This window comes from Rhodococcus sp. CH91 (genome assembly GCF_022554085.1).
In the GTDB taxonomy this organism is placed as follows: domain Bacteria; phylum Actinomycetota; class Actinomycetes; order Mycobacteriales; family Mycobacteriaceae; genus Rhodococcus.
Genome location: NZ_JAKFYR010000003.1, coordinates 34771 through 54673, shown reverse-complemented (window position 1 = coordinate 54673; position 19903 = coordinate 34771). Strand labels below are relative to the sequence as shown.

The following is a 19903-nucleotide window of genomic DNA, read 5'->3' as shown; positions in this document are numbered from 1 at the left end:
CGTCGCACCCCCCCGGAGGGCACCTCGTCACGACCTCTGCGGTGTGAGGGCCGCGGTCGCCGGGTATCGCACCTACCGACCCGATCGAGGGAGGGAACCGTGTCGGCCCAGGACCAGTACCGCATGCAGCATCCCGGCGAGCAATATCCCGTTCCGCCGCTCGAGGAACAACAGGAAATCGCCCACCCGGGCACGACCGCCGAACTCGTCTCCGCCCCCGACCACGGGGAGCGGACGTACCGGGGGAGTGGTCGGCTCCAGGATCGCCGCGCGCTCGTCACGGGCGGTGATTCCGGCATCGGACGGGCGATCGCCATCGCCTTCGCGAGGGAAGGCGCAGACGTCGTCCTCGCCTATCTCGACGAGGACGAGGACGCGCGGCAGACCGCCGAACTCGTCGAGGAGGCGGGACGGCGAGCGGTGTGCGTTCCGGGCGACGTCCGGGAGGAGGCCTTCTGCCGACAGCTCGTGGACACGACGGTCTCCGAACTCGGAGGCATCGACATCCTGGTCAACAACGCCGCCTATCAGCATCTCGAACCCGGCGGTATCGCCGACATCAGCACCGAACAGTTCGACCGCGTCATGAAGACGAACCTGTACGCACTGTTCTGGTTGTCGAAATTCGCCGTGGCCGAGATGAGGCCCGGCTCGACGATCGTGAACACCACCTCGATCCAGGCTGCGAACCCATCGCCCGGTCTGCTCGACTACGCCACGACGAAGGCCGGCATCGTCGATTTCACCAAGGGGCTCGCATCGGACGTGGCCGATCGCGGTATCCGGGTCAACGCGGTGGCACCCGGGCCGATCTGGACTCCGCTCATCCCCGCGACCATGCCGAAGGACGCGTACGCACAGTTCGGCAAGGACGTTCCGCTCGGGCGCCCCGGGCAACCCGCCGAGCTCGCGCCCGCCTACGTCTTCCTCGCGTCACAGGAGTCGAGCTACATCACCGGAGAGACCATCGCCGTCACGGGCGGCGTTCCGTTCACCTGATGTGATCGGCCGGATTCCGTTCCGGTCTTGTACTGTTCGTAGGCGACGTAGGGAACAACGGTGCGAATCCGTGGCTGTCCCGCAACTGTCACCGAGGAGTGATCCCCCGATTCATGGTCACGGCCCACACGGGTTGGAAGGCCGGGGGTGAGCGTCGATCCGGGAGCCAGGACACCTGCGTCGACCGAAGCAGGACCACGAGGATGGACATGAACAATTCGATACTCACCGCCCGTACGGGGCGGCATTCTGTGTTGCGCGCAGGCGTAGCACTGATCGCGGCAGCGCTGGCTCTCTCCGGCTGCTCGTCGAGCGACGACCCCTCCGGGACGGCCGAAAAGAACACCGCCGCATCGGCCTATCCGCTCACCATCGAGAATTGCGGCAGGACGATCACGATCGACGCACCACCGCAGCGAGCCGTCTCACTCAACCAGGGATCCACCGAGATCCTGCTGTCGCTCGGTCTCGCCGATCGCATGGTGGGCACCGCGACATGGACCGATCCGGTGCGGGAGAATCTCGCCGACGAGAACGCGAAGGTTCCGCGTCTGGCCGACAACAAGCCCTCCTTCGAGGTCGTGCTCGATACCGAGCCCGACTTCGTCTCCGCGTCTTTCGGTGGCACGCTCGGCCCCGGTGGAGTCGCCGAGCCCGTGCAGTTCGAACAACTCGGCGTACCCGCCTATCTGTCGCCGACCGACTGTGACGGCAAGGAGGACAACAGCGTCAATGCCGACGGCAATCGCACCGAACCCCTGACGATGGAGTCGGTGTACAAGGAGATCCGCGAGCTCGCAACGATCTTCGATGTCCGTGAACGAGGGGAGGAGTTCGTCGCCGAACTCGAACGGCGCTACGAGGACGCGTCGGGACAGGTGAACGCGAACGGCGTGTCGCTCGCCTACTGGTTCGCCGACATCGACACGCCGTACGTCGCGGGTTGCTGCGGGTCGTCGGGCATCATCACCGATGCCGTCGGGGCGAAGAACGTCTTCGACGACACCACCAACGAGTGGCCCCAGGTGAGCTGGGAATCGATTCTCGATCGAGATCCGACCGCACTCGTGCTGGCCGATCTGAGCCGGCGCAGCATCACCGGCGACGCGCTCGACAGCAAGATCCAGTTCCTGGAATCGAATCCGGTCACGAAGCGCCTGACCGCGGTGCAGAACCGGCGATACATCGTGGTCAACGGCGCAGACATGAATCCGTCCATCCGCACGATCGATGGAATCGAGAAGGTCGCTGCCGGGCTGCGCGAGTGGAACCTCCACAGCTGATGGCGACATCCACTGCCCGGCGGCCTCTCGAGCGTCGCCGGGCACCGGTGGCCGGTGTCATCATCGCCGCAGGTCTGCTCGCGCTCGCGGTATCGATCGCGGTAACCGTCACCATCGGTCCTGCCGATCTGTCCGTCACCGACGTGTACGCGGTGATCTTCGATCGTCTCGGCCTGGCCGACAGTTCCGTCACCGCGATTCGGGAGGGAATCGTGTGGGAACTGCGTCTCCCTCGCACCTTGCTCGCGGCGGTGTGCGGTGCCGGTCTCGCGGTGTGCGGCGTGATCATGCAGTCGTTGTTACGTAACCCGCTGGCGGATCCGTTCGTGCTCGGTATCTCCTCGGGTGCCTCGACCGGCGCGGTGATGATTGCGGTGCTGGGTATCGGCGGGGGCGCCGTGTCGTTGTCGGGCGGAGCGTTCCTCGGGGCACTCGTCTCCTTCGCACTCGTGTTGCTGTTGGCGACCGGGACAGGGGGCGGGACCTCCCGTGTAGTGCTGGCCGGAGTGGCAGGAACACAACTGTTCTCGGCGCTGACATCGTTCATCGTCATCTCGTCCGCCGACGCGGAACGTACTCGGGGGGTGCTGTTCTGGTTACTCGGTTCCCTGAGCGGAGCCACCTGGACCGACGTCGTGCTCTGCGGAGCGGTCTGCGCCGCCGGAATCGTGGTGTGCCTGGTGAAGGCGTCGTCGCTGGACGCCTTCACATTCGGGTCGTCGACCGCCGCGACCCTCGGGATCGCGGTCGGTCGGACCCGTCTGATGTTCCTCCTGGTGACGGCGTTGATCACCGCCGTCCTGGTCAGTGCAGCAGGGGCGATCGGCTTCGTGGGGCTGGTACTGCCCCACGCGGCGCGGTTCCTGGTGGGTCCGCGGCACAGCCGTCTGGTGCCGGTCACTGCGGTCGTCGGGGCGGTCTTCATGGTGTGGGTCGATGCGGTCGCCCGCACCGTCTTCGCGCCGCAAGAGGTTCCCGTGGGTGTGGTGACCGCACTGATCGGCGTGCCCGCCTTCGCGCTGATCCTCTTCCGTACGAGGAGTACTCCGTGACACTGTCCGCAAAGTCGCTGCGGTGGAGCCGCGGCGGACATCTCGTCGTCGACGACGTGACGATCGATCCCGCGCCCGGGGAGACGATCGGGCTACTCGGACCGAACGGATCGGGCAAGTCGTCGTTGCTCCGCCTGCTGTCCGGAGTCGACCGGCCCGAGTCGGGTGCGGTGACCCTGGACGGCACCGATATTCACAGCCTCGGACGTCGCGTCCTGGCGCGCCGGGTCGCAATGGTCGGGCAGCACGCACACACCGAGGTCGACATCCGGGTACGGGATGTCGTGCGGCTGGGAAGGATTCCGCACGCCGACGTTCTCGGGCGCGACGACGGCGGGAATGCAGCGATCGCACATGCGCTCGAGGTGACCGGGATGACGGAACACGCCGACCGGATGTGGCGATCGATGTCGGGAGGTGAACGTCAGCGCGCACACATCGCTCGGGCCCTCGCGCAGGAGCCCGAAGAACTGCTGCTGGACGAGCCGACCAACCATCTCGACATCCAGCACCAGCTCGACATCCTCGAACGGGTCGCGGCGCTTCCGGTGACGACCTATCTCGCGCTGCACGATCTCAATCTCGCGGCGATGTTCTGCGACCGCGTGGTCGTTCTCGAGAAGGGGCGGGTCGTCGCTCACGGTAGCCCGGCCGACTCGTTGACCGCGGAGATGATCGAACAGGTGTACAACGTGCGCGCCACCGTGACCGACGAGGACGGGACACCGGTCGTCCGTTACCACCGCTGTCACGAGTCGTCCTACGCGTGACGGCAGCGCCGCGCGACATGGTCGTCGGAGCGCACGATCGCCCACCGATGACCATGTCGCGCACAGCCGTTGGTCACGAATGCCGGAATCCCTTGCCGGTACGGTCCCGTGGATCGGATTGCAGTTCCAGGAACTCGGCGCGGATGCGGTCCCACGCCTCGAGGTGTTCCCAGATCGGTTCGGCCGTCAGCTGTTGGGTGTCGGTGAGGAACGGGGTGGGCAGCATGACCGTGAGCATCTGCTCGCCCCGGCCGTTGAACATGCGCAGACCCCACGAGGTGACGGTGTCGTCCCTGCCGATCCTGCGGTACAGCTCGGCACGACTGCAGCGGCGGATCCGGCCGAGTTCCGGCCCACTCGCGGTGTGTTCGCCGATGCACAGATGGAAATGCCACCGGCCGAAATCGACGGTGACGTACCCGTCGTACATCCCGATCTTCTTCGGCGCGTTCGGAGCTGCAACCTCCAGCGCCGAGCCTTCGATGAGCAAGCCGAACCACATGTCGTTCCAGTAGTCCTCGAACAGCAGCCGGACCAGTCGCAGCAGGCTGTCCTCGTCGGTCGGCAGGGGCCAGCGTTGTTCGCGGCCGCCGTCCTCGGTATCGAGGATCTCGGGATCGAATACGACTGTCACGGCATCTCCTCGGAACGAATTTTCGGCGGGCTGGGGAATACGCAGTCACCGCACACTCCGCCGGTGGAGGTGCGGTAGAAGAGGCAGCAACTACGGCGTCGGCCTGTCGCGGGGTCCGTGCTCTCGGCGAGCCGCGGATCGGACAGCGCAGCGTCGACGAGAGGCTGTGCATCCGAACCGATCACCCGGCCGGCGCCGATCAGGGCGGATGCCGCGTTGCCCCACAGCAGGCCGCCTGCCACCACGTCGCGCCACGCACGGACGAGGGGTTCGATCTGGCGGTCGAGGACTTCCGCCACGATGTCGTCGCCGAATCCGGGTTCGGTGATGTGCAGGTGCAGTCCGGCGTCGTTGTGCCACAGGAGTTGTCCGGGATCGAGCCGAATGCATCGTCCGGAGTCGACGACGGAACCGATCGCCACCGACCACACGCGTGCGACGTATCCGAAGAAGAGGGTCGATGCCGCCACGCGCGGTTCGTCGGTGCCCATCCGCGCGGCAGTATCGGCCACCAGAGCGTCGCGGGTCGCGGGGTCGGCCAGATCTGCGGTGGGACGCCATCTGCCGTCGGCAGGGCCGGTACTCACGCGGAAGTACGGGCTCCACACGGCGATTCGCTCGAGAATCCCGATCGCATCAGACACGGTTGCCCTCCGCTTCCAGGTCGAACACCATCCTACGAGGATCGAACCGCATGCGTCCGCGATCGAACGCCGCTCCGATACGGCCGGATTCGGCGAGGGCAGCGGGGGTGCCGCATGTCAGTGTCCGATCTGCGTCGAGCAGCCACATCCGGTCGGACACCCGTAGCGCGAGTTCGAGTTCGTGGGTGGACATCACGACTGCCAGTTTCTGCTCGCGCGCCAGGCGTCCCAGCACGTCGACGAGTTCGACCCGGGACGGAACGTCGAGGAACGAGGTGGGCTCGTCGAGCACCAGCAACGACGGATCCTGGGCGAGCGCCCGGGCGGTGAGACTCCGCTGGCGCTGGCCGTCGGATAATTCGCCGAACTGCCGGGACGCCAGCGACGCAGCTCCCACAGCGTCGAGGGCCCAGTCCACCACAGCCTTGTCCTCGGAGGACAACCGGGCGCCGGCCGGCAGGTGGGGAGTCCGGCCCAGGGCGACGAGTTCGCGCACGGTCAGCAACCCCGGGTCGATGCGGTCGGTGAGGACCACGGAGATGCGGGTCGCGAGATCGGCGGGGCGTACCGTTGCGAGGTCCTCACCGTCGACGAGTACCTGACCGCTCAACGGCGGTTGCAGCCCGCACAGCGTGCGCAACAGAGTCGATTTACCCGCGCCGTTCGGCCCGACCAGCGCGGTCAGTTCACCCCGTCGAGCGACGGCGTTCACCTTCGCCGCGATCTCCGTGACCGTCCTCCCACGGAAGGCACGACGACGGGCGTAGCCGATGGTCAGATCGCGCAGTTCCACGCCGGCGGGGGTCACAGCGCCGCTCCCAGTGCTCCGCGGCGCGAGCGGAGCAGGACGGCGATGACCACGGGTGCCCCCACGATCGCCGTGACGGCGTTGAGGGGGACGACGGTGTAGGCTCCCGGCATCTGGCTCGCGATCCCGCAGATCAGTGCCAGGACGCCGCCGAGAAGCGCCACGCCCGGTAGGAGTACGCGGTGGTCCGATGTGCCGAACGCCATGCGCGTCAAGTGGGGAACGATGAGGCCGAGAAACCCGATGGGGCCACAGAAGGCCGTGGTGGCCCCGGCCAGCAGAGCAGCGGAGATCACCGTCGTCAACCGGACGGTGCGGATGTCGATGCCCATCGAACGGGCATAGCCCTCGCCGAGAAGCAGAGCATTCAAGGCACGCACCGTCAGCAGGGCGACGGCGATCCCGCCGAGTACCACGGGGACGAGGAGCCTCAGGTCCGACCAGGTCGTCGCCGTGAAACTGCCCAGCCCCCACACCAGGAACTGCTGGCTCCGTTGTGGATCCGCGTAGACCAGGAGAACGGATACCACCGCGGTGGTCGCCGACCCCAGCATCACACCGATCAACAGCAGCGTCACCGCGGATTTCACCCACCGCGCCAGCACCACGATCAGCAGGAGCACAGCGGCAGCCCCGAGCGCCGCGGCGACCACCACACCGGCACGGCCGAGGCCGGCCAGCCCGGCGGTGAACCCGCCGGCGCCGCCGCCCCCGGCCACCACCACGACGGCGACACCGAGACTGGCGCCGGAACTCGCACCGAGAATGAACGGGTCGGCAAGAGCGTTGCGGAACAACGTCTGCATCTGCAGACCCGCGATACCGAGAGCGGCGCCGACCGCGAGCGCGGTGACGGTGCGCGGCAGACGCAGGTCGCGAACCACCATGTCCCAGCGGGTATCCCTCGCGGAACCGCCGAACAACACCCGCACGGTCTCGTCGAGCGGGACTGTCACCGACCCCAGGGCCACCGACAGCACCGTCGCGACGGCGACTGCGACCGCGAGAGTCGCGAACACGACGGTGACACGACCCACCCGAGGGGGTACTTCCAGCCGTCGATCGCCCGTGGGCTCGGGTGCCCTCAGCATTGCGGTCATGCCGGCAGTTGCCGATAGAACGTGAACTCGTGGTCGGGTAGAAGATCGGGATGCAGGATCGCGACGAGATCCGCCAGGATCAGATCGGGACGCAGTACGCCGCGCTCGTAGTAGTCGTTGCCGCCGTTCGGTCCGAGTGCCTTGTTCGCGTTCCAGACCCGGCCGGTGTCGACTGCGGCGAGCGATCCGTAGCGTTCGTCATCCGCGAGAGCATCATCGATGGAGGCCCAACTGTTGACCACCAGCCAGGTCGGAGCGTCGGCGGCCTGCGTGACCACGGCTTCGAAGTCGAGGGGAAGCGAGCCGGTGGTCGTCACGTCCTGCCATGGCCAGCGGGCACCGGCATCGCTGAACAACCGGCCCATGTAACTGCCGCCGGAGGACATATACCAGGTGCCCTGCGACATCCCGCCGAGCAACACGGGCACGGTCTCCACGCCCGCGGCCTTCGCCGCGACGTCGAGATACCGGTCGCGGATACCGTCGTAGACCTCGGCGGCCCGGGCCTCCTTGCCCGTGAGCGCAGCCACGACCTTGATCCACTCGGCTCGGCCCAACGGCGATGTCTCGAGCCATTCGGCGTTGGCGACCACGCCGATCCCGGCCTCGCGCAGCTGCGTGTAGGCGGGGTCGTCGGTGCCGCCGGTCATCACCACATCGGGCGCGGCCAGCACGACCGTCTCGGTGTCGATCGTGCCGCCTGCTGCGTATTCGGCGATGTCACCGGACTCGATGCGTTCGATCACGGTGGTGTCGGAGACATACGAACCGTTCGAGACGCCGGTGAGCACATCGAGTTCGTCGAGCGCGGTCACCAATGGCAGATGGGTGGTCGAGCCGGAGTACAGGTTCGTGATCGGCACGGGGATCTGCTGGGCCGTGGTCAGCTCGCCCGACAGTTCCGGGGCAGGTGCACCGCACTTGACGAGTACGTACGACTCCGGCTGTGCGCCCGTGAACGGTTCGGTCACGGTGAGCACCTGATAGCTCTTCTCGTAGGTGATCGAGAAGTTCTCGGCGTCGACGATCTCGGACTTGTCGGGAAAATAGTCGACCGAGGGGTCGAAGTCGGTGATACACCCGTCCGAGGCAGCGTTCTCGGTGTCGGATGGTGCCGTCGAACATCCGGCGAGCAGAAGACTTGCGGAGGTCAGCGCGACAAGAAGCTTCGGAAAGGCTGCGCGTACACGCATGGCGATTACGCCCTCTCTCGGGGAAGTCCGCCCCGGGCAAGGAGGTACGGCGACGTGAGTATCTGGCTCCCGGAGATCGCTCTACCGGTCACAGTGGCGGGACCGCGCCGGAATCACACCGGCTTCCTCGTGCGTCGTCGCAATGACGGGCTGAAATTAGCACACGGCACGAGAAGTCTTCACGGGCCGGTCGTCCTCACCTTCGTCCACCGCTGCGTGTCGGGGTCGAAGGAGACGAGTCCCATCCGCTCGAATTCGTCGAGCCATCCCCGCATCGGCCACCAGCCCCAACGCTGCTGGAACAGTGTGGCATTGACGAGAATGTCGTCGAGATGCTCGACGGGCGGCTTCGACACCGGGTGGTGCTGGTGGAAGGCGTGGGCGCCCCCGACCCATGCCATGGGGACTCCGGCGCGCGCGGCCTTCTGCCCGAAATCGGTGTCTTCCCCGCCGTACCCCCGATACGCGGTGCAGAAGCCGCCGATGCGGTCCCATACGAGTGACCGGGCTGCGAACGAGAGCGACCAGAACAGTTCGTGTGCGTCGTTCAGCACGATCTCGTCGTCGGGTGGGAACGGGCGGGCCGGGTGCGGATCGACGGAGTCGCCGAGCCGGGCGAGGTCGTAGCCGCCGGGTCCTGGCTCGGGCAGGTAGGTGACGGGACCGCAGTGAAGCGCGGCGGGATGGCGCACGGCCGCGTCGATGTACCGCTCGAGCAGGTCGGAGGACGGGATGCAGTCGACGTCGAGGAAGACCAGAAGGTCGGACGACGCCGCACGGGCTCCGAGATTCCGCGCCGCCGCGACCGGCAGGCGCCCGGAGTCGACATCCATCGGCACCACCCGCGCCGGCGACTTCGCAGCAGCGACCACATCGGCGACCTCCGGATCACCCATCGCGACGACGATGTGTTCGTCGGGGGTGCGGGTGCTGTGAGCGAGCCCGTCGAGTTGCCGCCGGAGATGGGTGCTCCGCCCGGCAGCGACGGTGATCACCGCGACCGTCACCGCGACCTCGCGAGGTCGTCCAGAACGGCAGCGGCGCGGGCCGCAGCACCGTCGACCCGCCATCGTTTCCATTCGATCGGGTCGAGACCGCGCGCCCGCTCGATCAGTTCCGGCCAGCGGTCCGGGTCGGGCCACCCATCGAGACCGACTGCCAGGCCGGATCGGTCGAGAGCATGTGCGGTGGCATGTTGCTCGTCGAACGGGCGGGCTTCGGCGATCACCACAGCGGGTCGTGCGGCGGCCGCGATGTCTGCGACGGTGTTCTGTCCCGCATGCCCGATCACGACGTCGGCTGCGGTGAGGGCGGGCCACGGATCGTCGAGCCACGAACCACCGGCGACGCCCACACCGTCCCATATGTACTCGGGGAAGCGAGCCGAGAGCCGTCGCAGGTCGTCGACGGTGATCGACGACCCACCGCTGCCGCTCATCACGAGTACCCTCGGTTTCCCCGAGGACGCCGGGCCGGGCGCCGGTCGGCCGTCGAAACGGCTGATTCCGCCCACGTACGAGGTCTTGCCGGCATAGGCGCGCATCCAGTGCGGGTCGTAGACCTCCTGCGACCACGACGCGATCAGATGGTCGGCGACGCTGTAGGCGAGCGTGTGCGCGGTGTCGGTGCGTTCGCCCGGCATCGCCGACACCACCACCGGGATCCCGTACAGCCGAGCGAGCAGGGTCACCTCGACCGAGACGTCCACCACCAGCAGGCTCGGCCGGGCCTCGGCGATCCATGAGCCGAGGGCGTGCATGCGCTCGCGGAGGCCGTCGTCGTGTGTGGGCGCCCAGTGCAGCACCTCGTGGGCGGTCGGATCGTGCGCGGTGTCGACGGCCAGATCGTCGCGCGGGAGCCGCACGACGTCGTCGAAGTCGTCGGCCGCATCACCGAGCGCTGCCGACGACAGTGCCGTCACCGGGGTTCGCAGATGTGCGCAGATGCTGCTCGCCCGGGTGCGGTGCCCGTGCCCGCGGTGATGGATGTAGTAGCCGATCATGCCGCCCCGGCGAGCTCTCGGTACAGGGAGACGTATGCGTCGACCATCGTGCGCTCCGAGCAGCGCTCCTCGGCGCGGGCGCGAGCGGCCGCCCGTGACAACTCTGCGGCACGCGACACGGCTGCCGCGAGACCGTCGATGTCGTCGGGAGGGACGAGGCATCCGCTCGTCTCGTCGACCACCTCCGGAATCCCGCCGCGGGCGAAGGTGACCACGGGTGTGCCGCACGCGAGGGACTCGGCCACGACGAGCCCGTACGGCTCGTCCCACTGGGGGGTGATCAGTGCTGCTGCCGAAGTGCCCACCGCAGCAGCAAGATCGGGCTGGGAAAGATGGCCGAGATAGGTGACGTCGGGACCGAGGAACGGTTCGACCTGCGAGGAGAAGTACTCGGGATTGCTGATCGGACCCGCGATGCGCAACCGGTAGCCGGCCCGCCGGGCCGCCTCGATCGCGAAGTGTGCGCCCTTCTCCGGCACGATCCGGCCGAACCAGATCAGGTCGTCTCCCCCCGGCCCGACCGGCCATGCGCCGAGGTCGACACCGTTGGGCACCACCGCCACCGGGCCTGGTGTCGCATGCTCCCACGCCGCAGCGGTGTGCCGGCTGACCGCGACGAACGTTCCGGGGCACCCGCCCGGCGCGGCCATCGCCGACTCGAGCCAGGGTGTCGGTGGGGTGTGCAGCGTGCACAACAGCGGGGTACGCAGCGTGCGGGCCATCGCGATCGGCAGATAGTGCAGGCTGTGGTTGTGCACCACGTCGAAGGCGTCTGCGGACCGTCCCGCGAGGTCGAGCATCAGCGACAGGTAGGCGTGGTGGTCGCCGACGAAACCGTCTGCCGGCGGCATCGACACGTCGTTCCGGGCGAGTTCGCTGACCTCGAAGGAGGGAACTTCGAGGAATTCGGCCGGAAGTGCAGGGTCGGAGCCCGGGGCGGCGAAGAGTGTCACCTCGTGCCCGTCCTTGCCGAGTGCGTGCGCGAGATGCCACACGTGTGCTTCGAGCCCGCCGGCGAAGGGCTGGCGGATCGGATACCGATTGGAGGCGATGAGTGCTACTCGCAGAGCTTTCGGTTTCATGATCCGTTCCGGCCCCCCATTGCGCGTAGATAGATGTCGCGGTGGGCGCGGGCGAGCGCGCGACGCTCGTCCATGCGCTGCGACCAGCCGGCTCGTGGAAAGTTCCTGCTCTCGTGCAACTCCCGTATGCGGCGTGCGAGAGAGCCGGCGTCGAAGGTGTTCTCGTCGAAGGTGTACACCCCGCACGGGCGCTGTTCACCGTAGAAGCCGCAACTCGGCGCGACGACTGCGGTGCCGAGGTCGAAGCACGCCTCGAGCCAGCCCGAATGGGTGCCGAACCGATAGGGCAGCACCGACACCGACAGATCCGAGAGGTACTGCCACAGTTCGTTGTCCGAGAAATAGGGATGGACGCGCACGTCCACCTGCGGCTGCTCGCCGTACTGCAGGATGCGGGATCCCGCATCCGGGTTGTACCAGTACGCATCGTCGGGATCGAAGATCTCGTCGTGCACGTCGATCTGCAGGATCGCGTCGGGGAGGGACTGCACCGTCTCGGCGAGCGTGTCCAGCACGGGGAACAGATCCATATTCGCCCGCAGGCTCTTCGCATGGACCCCGACGACGAACGGTCCCTCGTCGCGCCGCGGTCGTTCGAGCCAGTGCCGCTCGACGACGTGCGGGTGCGGCAGGACCGTCGTCTCCCGTCCCCAGCGCCGGCGGATCTGCTCGGCGGCGCCCCGTGTGAGCGTGATCAGTTCGTCCGCCGCGGGAACCACCACGTCGAGTTGCTTGTGATGCTCGCCGGGCGTGCGGTGGTGCGGATTACGCAGATCGTGCACCGTGTACACGAGCGGCTTGTCGTGCTCGCCGAGTTCGGCGACGACATCCTGCAGTTGTTCCGCACCGATCGCGTCGAAGCCGAAATGGATGTGGAAGACGTCGAATTCCTTGTGGTGGTGGCTCACCCAGCCGCTCTCGAGCATCAACGGCGGCCACCAGCCCCCGGGCACCGTGCGACCGTCGGCGGGGACCGGGTCGGTCAACCGGATCACGTCGTCGCCTGCCGGGCACGCGAGGTGCCGGACGTAGACGTGCGACGCGGGTACCGACGCGACTCGAATCACCACAGCGGACTCTCTTCTCACTCGAGACACTCGGCATACGCACCGGAAGGCCGGGGTGTGCTCCCCGGCCGGCATCGGACTGCATCCGCATACCCGGGGTACAGGCTGTTCACACGTGGATGCCCGCCACCCCTGATCTTCACTAGGGTGGCTGCAGGTAACGACCATCGAACGAAGGGATTCGGTATGGGTGTCAGCTTGGCCAAGGGCGGCAACGTTTCGCTGTCGAAGGAGGCGCCGAACCTGACAGCCGTGACCGTGGGGCTCGGCTGGGACGTGCGAGCCACCACGGGTGCGGATTTCGACCTCGATGCCAGTGCTCTGTTGACGGCCGAGAACGGCAAGGTTCTGTCCGACCAGCACTTCGTCTTCTACAACAACCTGCGTTCTCCGGACGGGTCCGTCGAGCACACCGGCGACAATCTCACCGGTGAAGGTGAGGGTGACGACGAGACCGTGAACGTCGACCTGGTGGCGGTGCCGCCGGAGGTGAAGTCGATCGTCTTCCCGGTGTCGATCCACGACGCCGACGCGCGCGGCCAGTCGTTCGGTCAGGTGCGCAACGCGTTCATCCGCGTCGTCGATCGCGCCGACGGTCGCGAGCTCGCACGCTACGACCTCACCGAGGATGCGTCCACCGAGACCGCGATGGTCTTCGGTGAGCTGTACCGGCACAACGGTGAGTGGAAGTTCCGCGCCATCGGCCAGGGCTACGCCTCGGGTCTGGCCGGGATCGCTCGCGATTACGGGGTGAACATCGGCTGAGTCGAAGTTCGCAAGGTCGGCGTAAAGCTCGCAGCCCCGGTGACCGGTCACCCGGGCTGCGAGCTTTACCTACGGTCTGCGAGCTTCAGCGGACGAGTTTCCACTTCTTCTCGTGCCGGTAGAAGGTCGAGCGCTTGAGGGCACGCGGGCCGGTCACGCCGTCGCGGGTGACGATCGCGGCCGGGGAACCCAATTGCATCGCCCGGCCGGTCAGCCACTTGTAGCCACCGAACCAGCGCGGCCGGTCGATCGCGGCGCGCAACCCGGGCATCGCCGGGGTGGGCTCGACCCGCACGCCGGGGACGGTGCCGGAGAACAACCGGGTGTCGTCGACGTAGGCCTCCCCGACGAGTGCGTGGTCGTCGTCGTTCTCACCGCACAGCAGCGCCCGGCCGACGAGCGCGATGCCCGCGTCGTCGCGGATGAGCGGGAGCGGCTTCGCCACGCCCTGGAGCGCGACCGTGGCGGCCTTCGAACCGGTCCGCAATCCGTACGCCTCGGTGGCGGGGGTGCGCTTCTCCGGAACGTACGCGATCTCGAGATCGAGACGTTCGGTCCGCATGAGCCGCGTGACGGTCGCGGCGAAAGCGGCGTCGTCTCCGACCACCACCAGACGTGGATCCTCCACCGACTCGAGATGGGCGAAGACGTCCTCGAAGTCCTCCTTCTCGGGGAGGGCAGGCGCAGAAAGTGCGGTCACCGGGGTCAGCGCCAACGGCAATGGCACGTCACCGCATCTGAGCACTACCGGGGTCAACGGATCTCCTCGAGGGGTCGGGTCGTCGGGCTCTCGGTGCGTCCACTGTAGTGCGAAGAGGATCGGGGAGGGCGCCGGCGACCCGCCGCCGCGTGGCGCAGCTCCCGCTCGGTCTGCCGGACCGTCACCCGCACTCGCCGGGCGGTGCACTACACTGTGGTCCCGGCTGCTGCCCGTTCGGGCAGGACCCTGCAGGCGAGACCGCCCGCACGTAGACACCTGCCTGAGGAGAGCGCGACATGCCGGCAATCGTCCTGATCGGAGCCCAGTGGGGCGACGAGGGCAAGGGCAAAGCTACCGATCTACTCGGCGGACGTCTCCAGTGGGTCGTGCGCTATCAGGGTGGCAACAACGCGGGTCACACCGTGGTGCTGCCGAACGGCGACAAGTTCGCTCTGCACCTGATCCCCTCGGGCATCCTCACCCCCGGAGTCAACAACGTCATCGGCAACGGTGTGGTCGTCGATCCGGGTGTGCTGCTCACCGAGCTCGACGGTCTCGAGAAGCGCGACGTGGACACCACCCGTCTGCTGCTCTCGGCCGACGCGCACCTGATCATGCCGTACCACGTGGCCATCGACAAGGTCACGGAGCGCTTCCTCGGCAAGAAGAAGATCGGCACCACCGGCCGCGGTATCGGCCCCTGCTATCAGGACAAGATCGCTCGGGTCGGTGTGCGCGTGGCCGACGTCCTCGACGAGAAGATCTTCACGCAGAAGGTCGAGGCCGCACTGGAATTCAAGAACCAGGTGCTCGTCAAGATCTACAACCGCAAGGCGCTCGATCCGCAGCAGGTCGTCGACGAGGTTCTCACCCAGGCAGAGGGGTTCAAGCACCGCATCACCGACACCCGTTTCGAGCTCGACAAGGCGCTCGAGCGCGGCGAGACGATCCTCCTGGAGGGCTCGCAGGGCACGCTGCTCGACGTCGACCACGGAACCTATCCGTACGTCACCTCGTCCAATCCCACCGCAGGTGGCGCGGCGGTCGGATCCGGCATCGGACCCGCCAAGATCTCCACGGTGCTCGGCATCCTCAAGGCCTACACCACCCGCGTCGGCTCGGGCCCGTTCCCGACCGAACTGTTCGACGACCACGGCGCCTACCTCGCCAAGCAGGGCGGAGAGGTCGGTGTCACCACCGGTCGCGCACGCCGCACGGGCTGGTTCGACGCCGTGATCGCCCGCTACGCGACCCGCGTCAACGGCATCACCGACTACTTCCTGACCAAGCTCGACGTGTTGTCGGGCCTCGAGACCGTGCCGATCTGCGTCGGTTACGAGGTCGACGGTGTGCGTGTCGACGAGATGCCGATGACGCAGACCGACGTCCACCACGCGAAGCCCATCTACGAGGAGATGCCCGGCTGGTGGGAGGACATCTCCCACGCCCGCACCTTCGAGGAGCTGCCGAAGAACGCGCAGGACTACGTGCTGCGTCTCGAAGAGCTGTCGGGTGCCTACATCTCGTGCATCGGTGTGGGACCGGGCCGCGACCAGACGATCGTCCGGCGCGACGTCATCCGCTGACGGCCCCGGCCGCCTTCCCGCGGCCGGGTCGGTGTGCGTGATACTGGACCGGTGATCACGCGTGCGATAGGAGCGGCTGCGCTCGTCCGCGACCTGGGGAATTGGCAGGATGCGGAGCGGTTGCCCTCCCGTCGCTCCGCTCGCCCCGAGTCGTCATCCCGTCGCTCCGCTCGCCCCGAGTCGCGACCGGCCTATCGGGCACTCGCCGACAGCATCCGTCTGCTCGTGCACGACGGGCGCGTTCCGCTCGGCGTCGCACTGCCGAGCGAGCGGGAACTCGCCGCAGCGCTGTCGGTGAGCCGCACCACCGTCGCATCGGCCTACGCGGCGCTGCGTGACGAGGGCTGGCTGCGCAGTCGCCGAGGGGCCCGGAGCGTCGTCGCGGTACCCGCGCGCGGGGGGCCCGGCGCCTCCCGGTCCCGGACGCCGGCCGGTCCCGCGCTCGACCTGAGCAACGCCTCGCTGCCCGCACCGGCACCGGAGATCGAAGCGGCGTATGCGGCCGCTCTGCGGTCGATGTCGACCTATCTCGACTCGCACGGGATGGAGCCTGTCGGCGTGGCCGTCCTTCGCGAGGTCATCGCCCGTCGGTACCGGGAACGCGGGCTGCCCACCTCACCCGACCAGATCATGGTCACCTCCGGAGCGCAGCACGCGATGCGGCTGCTGCTCGGGGTCCTCGCCGATCCGGGCGACCGGGTCGTCGTCGACCATCCCACCTATCCCAATGCACTCGAAGCGATCCGCCGGTACGGCGCTCGCCCGGTGCCGGTGCCCGTGCGCACCGAAGGCGGCCCGGCCGGAGGGTGGGATCTCGACGGCATCGACAGTGCCGTCCGGCAGACCGCCGCGCGTACTGCCTTCCTCGTGCCGGACTTCCACAACCCCACGGGCCTGTGCCTCGACGAAGCGGGACGCGGCGAACTCGCGCGCATCATGCGCGATACGCGCACGACACTCGTCGTCGACGAATCCATGGTCGATCTCTGGCTGGACACGCCGCCGCCACCACCCGTCGCATCGGCGGCAGCGGGTGCTCCGGTGGTGACGATCGGGTCGACGGCCAAGTCCCTGTGGGGCGGGCTGCGGGTGGGGTGGATCCGCGCCGACCGCGACACGATCGTCCGGCTGGCAGGCGCGCGGACCGCGGTGGACCTCGGGACGCCGGTCATGGAACAGCTCGCTGCCGCGCACCTGTTGTCGGACGTCGACGAACTGCTCGAACGGCGACGCGAGCAGTTGCGGGACCGACGCCGGGCGCTGGGTGCCGCTCTCGAACGGCATCTGCCCGACTGGGAGTACACCCCCGGCCAGGGCGGAATGTCGTTGTGGGCGCGGATGCCCGAGCCGGTGTCGACGGCGCTGGCTGCGGCCGCGCCGTCGCACGGTGTGCTGCTCGCCGCCGGACCGCGTTTCGGCGTGCAGGGCGCGTTCGAGCATTTCGTGCGGTTGCCGTACACGCAGGACGCCGCGGTCCTGGACGATGCGGTCGAGGCCATGGCTGCCGCCTACGCCCAGGTGGCATCGGGACGGAATGCGGACGAGACGAGACTCGTCGTCTGATCAGGACATCTCGACGAGTTCACGCAGGGCTGCGGACACCTCGTGAGGGCGTTCGAGCGGCCCGCAGTGGCCGCTGTCCAAGGTGCGCAGTTCGACGAGATTCGGCAATCGGTCGGCGATCCATTCGGACCGGCCCGGGGGTGAGATCCTGTCGTGGCGACCGGCGATCACCAGGGCAGGCGCGGTGATCGCGGCGGGATCGACGGTGGTGACCATGTTGACGAGCAGAGCGCCGTATCCGCCGCGTCCGCGTGCGGACGTGCCGCCGAGCATGCGGTCGACCTCGGAGGTGATCGTCGCGGCGGCGCCGGCTCCGACGGCGACCCGCGCGAGCAGTTGCTTGCGCAAGGGCATCCGCTGGGGAAGCGGCATCCGTGCCAGGGGGACCACGCTCTGCGCCACGCGACGTCGCACCGGGATCAGGCTCCTCGGCCCGCGCAGGAACTGCACATTGTCGAGGATCTCGCCCGGCGTCGTGTTGACGAGCCCCACGGCCGAGACGCGCGCTGCAATGTCGTGGGGATAGCGCTCGGCCCACGCCATCACCGCGATGCCGCCCATCGAATGCCCGGCGACGACGGCGGGGCGGCCGTCGGGCACGGCTGCGCACAGCACGGCGTGGAGATCGTCCGCGAGATGGTCCATCGTGTACGCCCGGGCCGGCGCCGCCTGGCTGCGTCCGTGACCGCGGTGATCGAAGGCCACCACCCGGTAGTCGTCGGCGAGATCGCGAATCTGGTTGCGCCAGAAGCCGAGCTCGCACAGGATTCCGTGCGAGAGGACGATGGTCGGGGCATCGGCCGGTCCGTAGGCCTCGGTGTGGATGCGGGTGCCGTCCTTGCTGCGGACGTCGAGTACCTCGGGTGTCCGCCCCGGGATCGCGGTACGTGCTCGTGCTCGTGCCGCCGTCGATCTGTGGATCGCGGCTCCCACCCCATCGCTCATGTGGCCACTGGTACCACAACGGCCCCGTCGATATCCGGAACTTCGCTCACGATGGGATGGGCCCGGTGCCGCACGCGCACGGCACCGGACCCTCGCGACATCAGGCCCAGAGGCTGTCGATGTCGACGGCCTCGGCCGCCGGTGCGCCCGGCTCGCCGGCAGGCGTGCGCGAGAAGCGCGGGGCCGGAGCGTGTTGCACGATCCCGTCGACCTCGATGAGGGAACCGCGGGCGACGAGGTGCTCGTTCTTCTCCGCTTCGGCGAAGGTCAGTACCGGGGAGACACAGGCGTCGGTGCCGAGGAAGATCTCGGTCCACTCGTCGCGGGTCTTCGACAGGAACTTCTCGGTGAAGATCTTCTTCAGATCAGGCCAGCGGGAGGTGTCGAGCTGGTGCGGAAGGTCGGCCGCGTCGAGTTCGAGCCCCTGCAGGAGCAGCGCGTAGAACTGCGGCTCGATCGCACCGACGGCCATGTACCTGCCGTCCTTCGTTTCGTAGACCTCGTAGAACGGTGCGCCGGTGTCGAGCATGTTGACACCGCGCTCGTCCGACCATGCACCACGCCCGCGGAACGCCCACATCATGTGCGAGAGGGCGAGGGCGCCGTCGACCATCGCCGCATCGACCACCTGGCCCTTGCCGGAGGTCTGCCGCTCGATCAGCGCGGACAGGATGCCGAACACGAGGAACATCGAGCCGCCACCGAAGTCGCCGACCATGTTCAGGGGTGGCACCGGACGCTCGCCCTTGCGGCCGATCGCGTGCAGGACACCGGTGAGCGAGATGTAGTTGATGTCGTGTCCGGCGGCGTTCGCCAGCGGGCCTTCCTGGCCCCATCCGGTCATGCGCCCGTAGACGAGACGCGGGTTGCGCTCGAGGGCCACGTCCGGGCCGAGACCCAGCCGCTCGGTGACGCCGGGACGGAAGCCCTCGATGAGGACGTCGGCACGTTCGAGCAGGCTCAGGACCTTCTCGATGTCGGCAGGATCCTTGAGGTTGGCCTCGACGATACGGCGGTTGCGCTGAATGGGATCGCGCTGCCCTGCGGGCGGGATTTCTCCGGGGCGCTGCACGATGACGACGTCGGCGCCGAGGTCGGCGAGCAGGGTCGCGGCATGCGGACCGGGCCCGAGGCCCTTGAACTCGACGACGCGGACACCCGCGAGCGGACCCTTCTTCTCAACAGCTTCAGCGGACACTCGACGAACCTCACTCCGATACGTAGGGACTGTCGCCAGGGAGAGTACCTTAGCGAACGTTCAGAATATGAGGCCCGTCACTGCCGGTGGACTACGCCTCGTACAGATCCGCCTTGCTCAGCCCGGTCGCTTCGAAGGCCTCGTCGAGGTCGGCGTGACGGACCACCGTGACCACCCGGTCGTCGACGACCCGGAAGGCGATCGCCTCGGTGCGCGGCTCCGGTTCCGACGCCCAGACCGCCCTCTCCTCGACGACGACGACACCCTCGTGGACGAACATGCGACCCGGTTCGAGGGTGACACCCGAGGTCGTGGCCCACTCGCGCAGCTCGTCGAGACCCTGGTCGGGATCGTCGTCGGGGGTGGGGAGCACGATGTCGTCGCTCGACAACTGCAGGAGGGTGTCGATGTCGTTGCTGTTCACTGCGTCGTGCCAGGCCAGAACCGTTGCGATCTCGGAGGTGCTCATGATCGAGAGCCTAGTCGCCCGGACGCGGGGGCAGCGGTGTGAA

General features: G+C 67.9%; 20 protein-coding genes and 2 riboswitches. Of the genes, 7 read left to right on the top strand and 13 right to left on the bottom strand.

Going from position 1 to position 19903, the window contains the following annotated elements; all coding sequences use genetic code 11:
• Positions 1 to 123 precede the first annotated feature (123 nt).
• From MOM01_RS07035 to MOM01_RS07020, 4 genes are all read left to right on the top strand, one after another.
• A complete protein-coding gene (locus MOM01_RS07035; RefSeq protein WP_241385108.1) occupies positions 124 to 999 on the top strand; it encodes an SDR family oxidoreductase in 876 nt (291 codons plus the stop codon).
• A gap of 10 nt (positions 1000 to 1009) precedes the next feature.
• Positions 1010 to 1196, top strand: a riboswitch (cobalamin riboswitch).
• Positions 1197 to 1208: 12 nt separating this feature from the next.
• Positions 1209 to 2282, top strand: coding sequence for an ABC transporter substrate-binding protein (locus MOM01_RS07030; RefSeq protein ID WP_241384697.1), 1074 nt, complete (start codon positions 1209 to 1211; stop codon positions 2280 to 2282).
• The gene (locus MOM01_RS07025) at positions 2282 to 3334 is read left to right on the top strand and encodes a FecCD family ABC transporter permease (protein ID WP_241384696.1); all 1053 of its coding nucleotides are present in this window, start codon (positions 2282 to 2284) and stop codon (positions 3332 to 3334) included. The genes MOM01_RS07030 and MOM01_RS07025 overlap by 1 nt, the downstream gene beginning before the upstream one ends.
• On the top strand, positions 3331 to 4104 hold the full coding sequence (locus tag MOM01_RS07020; RefSeq protein WP_241384695.1) for an ABC transporter ATP-binding protein: 774 nt from the start codon (positions 3331 to 3333) through the stop codon (positions 4102 to 4104). Before MOM01_RS07025 ends, MOM01_RS07020 begins: the two co-directional genes overlap by 4 nt.
• A 73-nt stretch (positions 4105 to 4177) precedes the next feature.
• Here MOM01_RS07020 and MOM01_RS07015 read toward each other — a convergent pair whose 3' ends face one another.
• The 9 genes from MOM01_RS07015 to MOM01_RS06975 all read right to left on the bottom strand — a co-directional run bounded on the left by MOM01_RS07015 (position 4178) and on the right by MOM01_RS06975 (position 12634).
• Entirely contained in the window at positions 4178 to 4738 is a 561-nt protein-coding gene (locus MOM01_RS07015) for a DUF7676 family protein (protein ID WP_241384694.1), read from the bottom strand.
• Positions 4735 to 5382, bottom strand: a complete 648-nt coding sequence (locus tag MOM01_RS07010) for a (2Fe-2S)-binding protein (protein ID WP_241384693.1) — start codon at positions 5380 to 5382, stop codon at positions 4735 to 4737. The genes MOM01_RS07015 and MOM01_RS07010 overlap by 4 nt, the downstream gene beginning before the upstream one ends.
• On the bottom strand, positions 5375 to 6190 hold the full coding sequence (locus MOM01_RS07005; RefSeq protein ID WP_241384692.1) for an ABC transporter ATP-binding protein: 816 nt from the start codon (positions 6188 to 6190) through the stop codon (positions 5375 to 5377). The genes MOM01_RS07010 and MOM01_RS07005 overlap by 8 nt, the downstream gene beginning before the upstream one ends.
• A complete protein-coding gene (locus MOM01_RS07000; RefSeq protein WP_241385107.1) occupies positions 6187 to 7281 on the bottom strand; it encodes a FecCD family ABC transporter permease in 1095 nt (364 codons plus the stop codon). Before MOM01_RS07000 ends, MOM01_RS07005 begins: the two co-directional genes overlap by 4 nt.
• Before the next feature lie 5 nt (positions 7282 to 7286).
• Positions 7287 to 8483 carry an ABC transporter substrate-binding protein gene (locus MOM01_RS06995; RefSeq protein WP_241384691.1) on the bottom strand — a complete coding sequence of 399 codons (1197 nt, stop codon included), beginning with the start codon at positions 8481 to 8483 and terminating at the stop codon, positions 7287 to 7289.
• A gap of 36 nt (positions 8484 to 8519) precedes the next feature.
• Positions 8520 to 8638: riboswitch (cobalamin riboswitch) on the bottom strand.
• A 24-nt stretch (positions 8639 to 8662) separates the two neighbouring features.
• A complete protein-coding gene (locus tag MOM01_RS06990) occupies positions 8663 to 9490 on the bottom strand; it encodes a glycosyltransferase family 2 protein (RefSeq protein WP_241384690.1) in 828 nt (275 codons plus the stop codon).
• On the bottom strand, positions 9487 to 10485 hold the full coding sequence (locus MOM01_RS06985) for a glycosyltransferase (RefSeq protein WP_241384689.1): 999 nt from the start codon (positions 10483 to 10485) through the stop codon (positions 9487 to 9489). Before MOM01_RS06985 ends, MOM01_RS06990 begins: the two co-directional genes overlap by 4 nt.
• Positions 10482 to 11567, bottom strand: a complete 1086-nt coding sequence (locus MOM01_RS06980) for a glycosyltransferase (protein WP_241384688.1) — start codon at positions 11565 to 11567, stop codon at positions 10482 to 10484. Before MOM01_RS06980 ends, MOM01_RS06985 begins: the two co-directional genes overlap by 4 nt.
• The gene (locus MOM01_RS06975; protein ID WP_241385106.1) at positions 11564 to 12634 is read right to left on the bottom strand and encodes a glycosyltransferase; all 1071 of its coding nucleotides are present in this window, start codon (positions 12632 to 12634) and stop codon (positions 11564 to 11566) included. Before MOM01_RS06975 ends, MOM01_RS06980 begins: the two co-directional genes overlap by 4 nt.
• Before the next feature lie 186 nt (positions 12635 to 12820).
• Here MOM01_RS06975 and MOM01_RS06970 point away from each other — a divergent pair, with 186 nt between their 5' ends.
• Positions 12821 to 13399: a TerD family protein gene (locus tag MOM01_RS06970; RefSeq protein ID WP_241384687.1), complete on the top strand. Its 579-nt coding sequence runs from the start codon at positions 12821 to 12823 to the stop codon at positions 13397 to 13399.
• 85 nt (positions 13400 to 13484) lie between these two features.
• Here MOM01_RS06970 and MOM01_RS06965 read toward each other — a convergent pair whose 3' ends face one another.
• Positions 13485 to 14144, bottom strand: a complete 660-nt coding sequence (locus tag MOM01_RS06965; protein WP_241385105.1) for a hypothetical protein — start codon at positions 14142 to 14144, stop codon at positions 13485 to 13487.
• Between the two features lie 251 nt (positions 14145 to 14395).
• On the opposite strand from MOM01_RS06965, the gene MOM01_RS06960 reads away from it, so the two are divergent.
• Both MOM01_RS06960 and yczR read left to right on the top strand, forming a co-directional pair.
• Entirely contained in the window at positions 14396 to 15685 is a 1290-nt protein-coding gene (locus tag MOM01_RS06960) for an adenylosuccinate synthase (protein WP_241384686.1), read from the top strand.
• A 51-nt stretch (positions 15686 to 15736) separates the two neighbouring features.
• Complete coding sequence (gene yczR, locus MOM01_RS06955) at positions 15737 to 17248, top strand: MocR-like transcription factor YczR (protein ID WP_241384685.1); 1512 nt, start codon at positions 15737 to 15739, stop codon at positions 17246 to 17248.
• On the opposite strand, the gene MOM01_RS06950 is transcribed toward yczR, so the two are convergent.
• The 3 genes from MOM01_RS06950 to MOM01_RS06940 form a co-directional block, all read right to left on the bottom strand.
• Complete coding sequence (locus MOM01_RS06950) at positions 17249 to 18193, bottom strand: alpha/beta fold hydrolase (RefSeq protein ID WP_241384684.1); 945 nt, start codon at positions 18191 to 18193, stop codon at positions 17249 to 17251. It lies immediately after the preceding gene.
• A gap of 100 nt (positions 18194 to 18293) precedes the next feature.
• Complete coding sequence (locus tag MOM01_RS06945; RefSeq protein WP_241384683.1) at positions 18294 to 19391, bottom strand: CaiB/BaiF CoA transferase family protein; 1098 nt, start codon at positions 19389 to 19391, stop codon at positions 18294 to 18296.
• A gap of 91 nt (positions 19392 to 19482) precedes the next feature.
• Positions 19483 to 19860, bottom strand: a complete 378-nt coding sequence (locus tag MOM01_RS06940; RefSeq protein WP_241384682.1) for a nuclear transport factor 2 family protein — start codon at positions 19858 to 19860, stop codon at positions 19483 to 19485.
• Positions 19861 to 19903: the final 43 nt, after the last annotated feature.

Coding starts and splice junctions, on each gene's coding strand:
- MOM01_RS06980 (WP_241384688.1), bottom strand. CDS start 11,567: ATGAAACCGAAAGCTCTGCGAGTAGCACTCATCGCCTCCAATCGGTAT.
- MOM01_RS07025 (WP_241384696.1), top strand. CDS start 2,282: ATGGCGACATCCACTGCCCGGCGGCCTCTCGAGCGTCGCCGGGCACCG.
- MOM01_RS07000 (WP_241385107.1), bottom strand. CDS start 7,281: ATGCTGAGGGCACCCGAGCCCACGGGCGATCGACGGCTGGAAGTACCC.
- MOM01_RS06995 (WP_241384691.1), bottom strand. CDS start 8,483: ATGCGTGTACGCGCAGCCTTTCCGAAGCTTCTTGTCGCGCTGACCTCC.
- MOM01_RS06985 (WP_241384689.1), bottom strand. CDS start 10,485: ATGATCGGCTACTACATCCATCACCGCGGGCACGGGCACCGCACCCGG.
- MOM01_RS07030 (WP_241384697.1), top strand. CDS start 1,209: ATGAACAATTCGATACTCACCGCCCGTACGGGGCGGCATTCTGTGTTG.
- MOM01_RS06940 (WP_241384682.1), bottom strand. CDS start 19,860: ATGAGCACCTCCGAGATCGCAACGGTTCTGGCCTGGCACGACGCAGTG.
- MOM01_RS07035 (WP_241385108.1), top strand. CDS start 124: ATGCAGCATCCCGGCGAGCAATATCCCGTTCCGCCGCTCGAGGAACAA.
- MOM01_RS06950 (WP_241384684.1), bottom strand. CDS start 18,193: ATGAGCGATGGGGTGGGAGCCGCGATCCACAGATCGACGGCGGCACGA.
- MOM01_RS06960 (WP_241384686.1), top strand. CDS start 14,396: ATGCCGGCAATCGTCCTGATCGGAGCCCAGTGGGGCGACGAGGGCAAG.
- MOM01_RS06970 (WP_241384687.1), top strand. CDS start 12,821: ATGGGTGTCAGCTTGGCCAAGGGCGGCAACGTTTCGCTGTCGAAGGAG.